Annotated in this window: 1 pseudogene; it reads right to left on the reverse strand. The window is 65.8% G+C overall.

The annotated features are described in order from the left end of the window. Positions 1-5,913 (reverse strand): annotated as a pseudogene (locus ACFU99_RS29615) (hypothetical protein); the annotation flags it as partial. Positions 5,914-6,053: the final 140 nt, after the last annotated feature.

The following is a 6,053-nucleotide window of genomic DNA, read 5'->3' on the forward strand; positions in this document are numbered from 1 at the left end:
CGTCAGCGCACCACGCAGCTCATCGGCGTCCCATGCCGCCAAGTAGGGGGCAAAATTCGGGTTCTGATCGACCCAGGACCGAAAAGCACCACGGACGTTCCGGCCGAACTCGATAGCCACATCCGCGTCAGCGCGAGCCTGCTGGACCTGAGGAACATTCGTCTGGGTATTCGCCTTCACATGCCGGATGTACTCCACGAGCTCACTCAGCGGCGACGTCGCAGTGTGATGCACCAGCATATGATTCGTGCTGTACGGATTGATCTTGACCTGCATATCGGCTGCGAGCTCATCGACCACATAACCGAGCGACGCGGGGAAAAGCCGACCCAGCTTGATGCTCCGCTCCGGCGTGACCCCCCGGAGAATCTTCAGCACCTGATCAAAAGCCGCGAACACATCAGCGCGCTCCGCCCGCCCGTCGACCATGCCGCCCTGCAACCCGCGGGACGGGTCCGAGACGACCTCCAGGACAGGTACCCCGCCGAACTTGTCCAAGGTGATGGTCAGCAGCCCCGGCAGCGAAACAACATCGCCGTACGCCGCAGGATCGTCCCCAGGAGCCAGAACCACCATGAAGCCACGCAGTTCCGCCTCGAAACCGTCGGCCGGACCATAGCCGTTGACCACAGGCCGGCGCGCGGGAACGGGAACCAGCGGCACCAACTGACTCCTGTTCGCGGGCGCGGCGGCCCGCTGCGAGGAGGGATCCGCCTCGGCGGCCGGCCGCGACCCGAACTCCTCCAGCCGCCGCTTGAGCGCCTGCCGCAGCTGGCTCACCACTTCCCAGCGGTGGCTGGACCGCGACTTCCCCGCACGCCAGTTGTCCACCGCGGACAGCACACGCCGCAGATCCCGCTCCCCCGGATGCGCGGGCAGCCGCCGTACGGCGTCGTCAATCGCACGCAACTCATTGGAACGCCGCCTGCCCGAAACGGAGGAGAGCCGCTCCCAGTCACGGATCGGGTCGGGGGCGCCCGGACGCCGGCTCGGAGGCGCGAAATGGCTCTCCTCGTCGCCCGGCTGAACGGGCGGTCGAGTCCGCCCGTGCTGCTCGGTGTGAAGGGGCTGCGGGGCCTGTCGGGTCGACTGCTCCGACGACACCTCCCGGGAGGTGTCCGAGGCAGCGGCGGAGTCGACGTCGGTGAAGACGGTGTCGATGGCGTCCGAGAGGCCACCGGGGTTGTGCGCGGACTCCGCCCGAAGGCCGGGCCACGGCAGGCGCACCGCCGGCATAGACGGGTCCGGCGTGACCAGATCCGCCTTAACCGGCACCAGGAACAGTCCCCCCGCCTCGGCGGGCTCGTCGCCCACCGCCTGCATGGGGGGCACCGCGCGCAGCACGTACGGCGGAGCTTCGGCGTCCTGCGCCGGCACGTCGTCCGTGATCGGAGCCTCGGCGAAGTCGATCTCACCGGTGTCCGCGTGCAACCGCGCTCCGGTGTCGTGCACGAAGTCCAGGCCCTGCCTGTTCCACCCCTGCGCGTGCAGCACGCGCCCGTCGGGGTGCCTGATATCGCCGTCAGCGCCTATCGCATAGCGCACCGGCGCCGACCGCCGACCCGAACTCGGCTCCGCCGACTGCTCCACCACGAACGGCCCTGCCGGCATTCCCTGCCGCACCTCGGGAACCAGTCCGACAGGCATCTCGGCGACCGCCCTCCGCGGCCCGCCGGACGCCCCGCCACGCAACCGCACCGGCTGACCATTCACAATGGTCTGCGCGATCGCCTCACCCCGAGCACGCATCGGCTGCCGAAGAACCCAGCCGTCCAGTCCCGCGTGGAACCGCGCCACCTCATCCGGCGAAGGCTGATACCGGACCCCCGGCATCAACCGCCCCAACTCCCGCCGAACCTCCGGCACCAAAAACCCAAGATCCTCCCGGCCCAACTCACCCGTCGGCACACCACCCGAACCAGAACCAGAACCAGAATCCAGCCGAAGACCCGCACCCCGACGCACCCGCACAACCTCAGCCGCAGCAAACGCACCCGGATTCCACTGAACCCTCACCACATTTCCAGCACCATCAAAAACAGTCACCCTGGAAATAAACTCAGGCCGAATACCCTTCCAGAAAGCAACCTCCTGCTGCGGCGGATACGCATGCCGAGGAAGACTCGCCATAAAATCATACCCACCCGGCGCATCAACATGATACCGATACGCAACACCATTCTGCACCGCCCACGCAGGAAGAGCCCCCTCCTCCTCCCCGAACACACCATCACGCGACGTACTCACCAACGCCGTTTCAATATGATCAACCTGATAGAACCGAAGACTCACCGGACGCTTATCATTATGCGGACGGAAACCCTCACCAAAAATCACCTCCGGCGGACGCGAATCCCACCGAAACAACGGCTCCACATCCACACGGTAAACAACCCGAAAAGCCCTGCCTCCCCCATCCGGACCACCCGCGAGATCCCCGATCCGCGCAACCGGCAAATCCTCCGGCCGCGGCCCATAAACACTGTCACCAAAACCAACCGCAGGCTGCGGAACAAAAGAAGTCTCCCGCGCAAACCGCTGATACTCCTCCCGGAAAGCCTCCTCGTCCAGCGCATTGTCATCATCCGACGAATACCACTCGCTCGACACCGACGGAGGACGGGAAAACTCAGGACGCCCCGACCCCCCAGCACCCCACGACCCGCCAGACGCCCCGCCCCGCAACGGCCCGGAGAACCACGGCCGAGCCACGCCAGTGCGAGCCGCGATCCCGTCCTGGACCATGCCGAGCGCGACATACGTGCCCAGCTCCCGGCTGTCGGCGTGCTTGAACCCGAAGGGCCGGTTGGCGAGCAGCTCCCGCAAGTCCTCCAACTCGGGCGGATCCAGATGCCCGTGCTTCAGGCGCACCAGTTCCTGCTTCACCTCGTCCCACAACGCCTCCTCCTGCGGCATCTGCCGCACCACCCGAGGAGACGGCGACACACCCACATCCACCGGCACGGACGGATCGTCGAAGACACTGCCAATGGCGTCCTCGATGGAACCCGGGACCGGCTCGGCAAGAGACTCGGGCGCCACCTCGGCCTGCTGCTGGTTCTGGTGCTGGTCTTCGGGACGGGCGGCGACGGGGTCCTCCGCGGGCTCCGTCCGGTCACCGACCCCGAACCCGCGGAAGGCCCCCTCACCGACCGGCGCGTCCCACACAACACGCCACGGAATCCGCACCGGAACCGCCCCGGAAGCCGACCCCTCCGGCACCATCACCAGACCAGCCTGCCGAACCCCGCCACTGATCTGCTCATAACGCGGCGGAACCACACGCAACACATACGACGGCCCGGCCAAATCCACCGACAACGGCTCATCGCCGACCGCAGGCACGGAGAAATCAAACACGCCGCTGCCCCCACGCAGCACACCACCCAGATCGTGAACGAAATCCAGCCCCTGCCTCAACCACCCCTGCCCATACAGCACCTGCCCATCAGGCCGCGTCACAGCGCCATCCGCCGCAATCTCATACCTCTGCACCACCGGCCGGGAAGCCGACGGTTCCCCCGGCCCCGAAACCGACGTCTGCGTAACAACAAGACGCCCGGCCTCCCGGCCCACACCCCCACCACTCACATGAACCTCAGTACGCCGGCCGGCTCCCCCCACGACCGCGCCCCCACGCAGCCCCTGCCCCGACGACGGCCCAACACCCACATTCCAGTCACCGGCCCCCCGGGTGACGGTAACCACCTTGAACGGACCCGAATGCCGAAGCAACAACGGCACCCCACCCAGCAGGATCTGATCCCTGCCCGACTGGGCCGCAGACCGCGATATCGCAGAACCCACATCGACGGTCTCCACCTCAAGCGGAATATAACCAGGCTCACCACCAAGAGCCTCATTAACGGCCTCGATATTCCTCACAAGATCCGCCGCCTGCCCCCCCACGTTCATCTCATTATCCGTGAGAATCAACGCCTTGCTGCGAGGACCCAGAACATGCTCAATGGAACCCGCCAGCCCACCAGGACCCCCCATCCTGGCCCACGGCCCCGGATGCGGAACCAGCATTTCAGTAAACGGCACATGCCGACCAAATTCACTGACCGGACCCCGGACCAACACAGGCGTCAAACCCTCAGCCGACTGCACCTGACTTCCGATGAAAGGCACCATCTCCGGGTCATACGCGCTGAGGTTATCCCTCAGCTTCAGCGCATCCGTCAAGAACTGCGCTTCCTCCCGACCCGCAGAACCATCCACAGCGGCGACAACCGTATTACGGCTCTCCTCCAAAAAATCCCCGATAATCGCGAACCCAGCCGCCCCCAGACGCTCCCGATGCTCCGGATGCAAATCCCCATACCAGCCCATCCGCTGAACATCGCCCCACCCCACCTCCCTGAAATCACCGTCCTCCCCCCCCTCATACAAATCAGCAAGATTTCCCTCTTCATCCCCCCTGGGCAACGCCGGAAGACCACCACCCCCCTGAACACCAGAAGCCCCGCCCCGCAGTGGTCCACTGCCCAGCCGCAGCCCTCCCGGCCACTGCGACGAGGACGTTGTGACCGCGAATCCGTCACGAGGTCCCGTGCCCGTCCACGGAGCGCTCCGCCGGGCGTCGGCCGGTAGCCGCAGCCAGCGACGCGCCTCGTCGTTCAGGGCCAGATCCTCGGGGGCCGGATGCGCCAAGCGCTCCGCCCAGGGCTCCAGCTCCTGGACCTTCGCCGATAGCGCCAGGTCGTACGCCTGCGACTCGCGCGCCGTGACGTGCCGCTTGCCGATGGAGCGCAGTTCCATCACGGCCTTTCCGGCGTCCAGCCCCGGAAATTTGGTCAGGCCGATCTGTTCTTCCAGACTGACGGGTTCGTCCGCGATACCGAAGCCGGTACGGAGCAGATCCTCCACGGTGCCCGCGAAATCCGGCATATTGTAGTCCAGCGGCTGGACGGTCTCATCCGGTGCAGGTTTCCGCAGGCCCATTAGCTTGTAGTAGAGGTCCGCTGCGTCCGGAATCCTGGCCTGGATGCTCCGGTCGAAGTCCTTCAGCCGCTCCTCGGCGGAGTCCTGCAAGTCATTTTGCGTACGCTCCGGAAGCGCTTCGAAGAGTTCATGGAGTTCATGCCGCGGAAGTACTGCGGCATGGGCCTTCCAGAGCGCGTTTCCGAGACGGCCGTTGACCATCATGGCCGCCGTCACGTACACGACGGCGTCGTGGAACCGGCGGGCCTGCACGGCGGCATCGGGAAGGCCGTCCAACATCCCGAGTGCGTCCGAGATCTCCTCGGGACCGAAGTCCTCCCCGCGGGCTTCCCGGACAAGCTGCCCGGCGGCACCGAGATCGGCGAACTTCAGCGCGTCGCCCAGGTGGTCCCGCGTGTAGTAACCATGACTCTGATCCCGCCAGGTGTTCTCGTACACGTACCGCAGGAAAGAATGTCCCACACTCGGTCGCACGCCCTCGTTGAAGTGGTCGTGCGAACCCGGCCAGTCCCCGATCGGCCGCGGCCCGATCTTCCAGCCCTCGCCTTCCTCCGTGAGCGTCCAGCCTTCCGGAAGGAAGTCCTGGAGGGATATGCCGGGAGCGCTTCCCGCCTCACCGGATATTCCGTTGAACGCCTGCTCCAGCTGGAGTTCGTGACGGAACAATTCATGCCGGTCGGCGTAGTTCTCACCAGGCAGTGTGCCGGCCACGCCGAATATCGGTTCAGGGATGGCGACCTGCCGCACAAAGCCATCGATCTCCTCCGGGTCCACATCATCCGGAATCGACTGGCCCTTTCCCTGCCGGGCCTTGATCGCACTCGCGACCGTCCGATGGTATTCACCGTCCGGTCCTGTGTACACATTTTTGATCTCGATCGTCAGCTTGGACGTGTCCCCGTCGGGCCCCACCGCCACGACATCCTTCAAAAATTCGCCGATGTCAGCGAAGCCGTCCTTGGCCATCGGGAAGGTGAATTCCTTCTCCCTCCCGGAACCCCCGCCCCGCAGCGGCCCGGAGAACCACGGCCGAGCCACGCCAGTGCGAGCCGCGATCCCGTCCTGGACCATGCCGAGCGCGACATACGTGCCCAGCTCCCGGCTGT

This window comes from Streptomyces sp. NPDC057654, from assembly GCF_042800135.1.
Classification (GTDB): Bacteria; Actinomycetota; Actinomycetes; order Streptomycetales; family Streptomycetaceae; genus Streptomyces.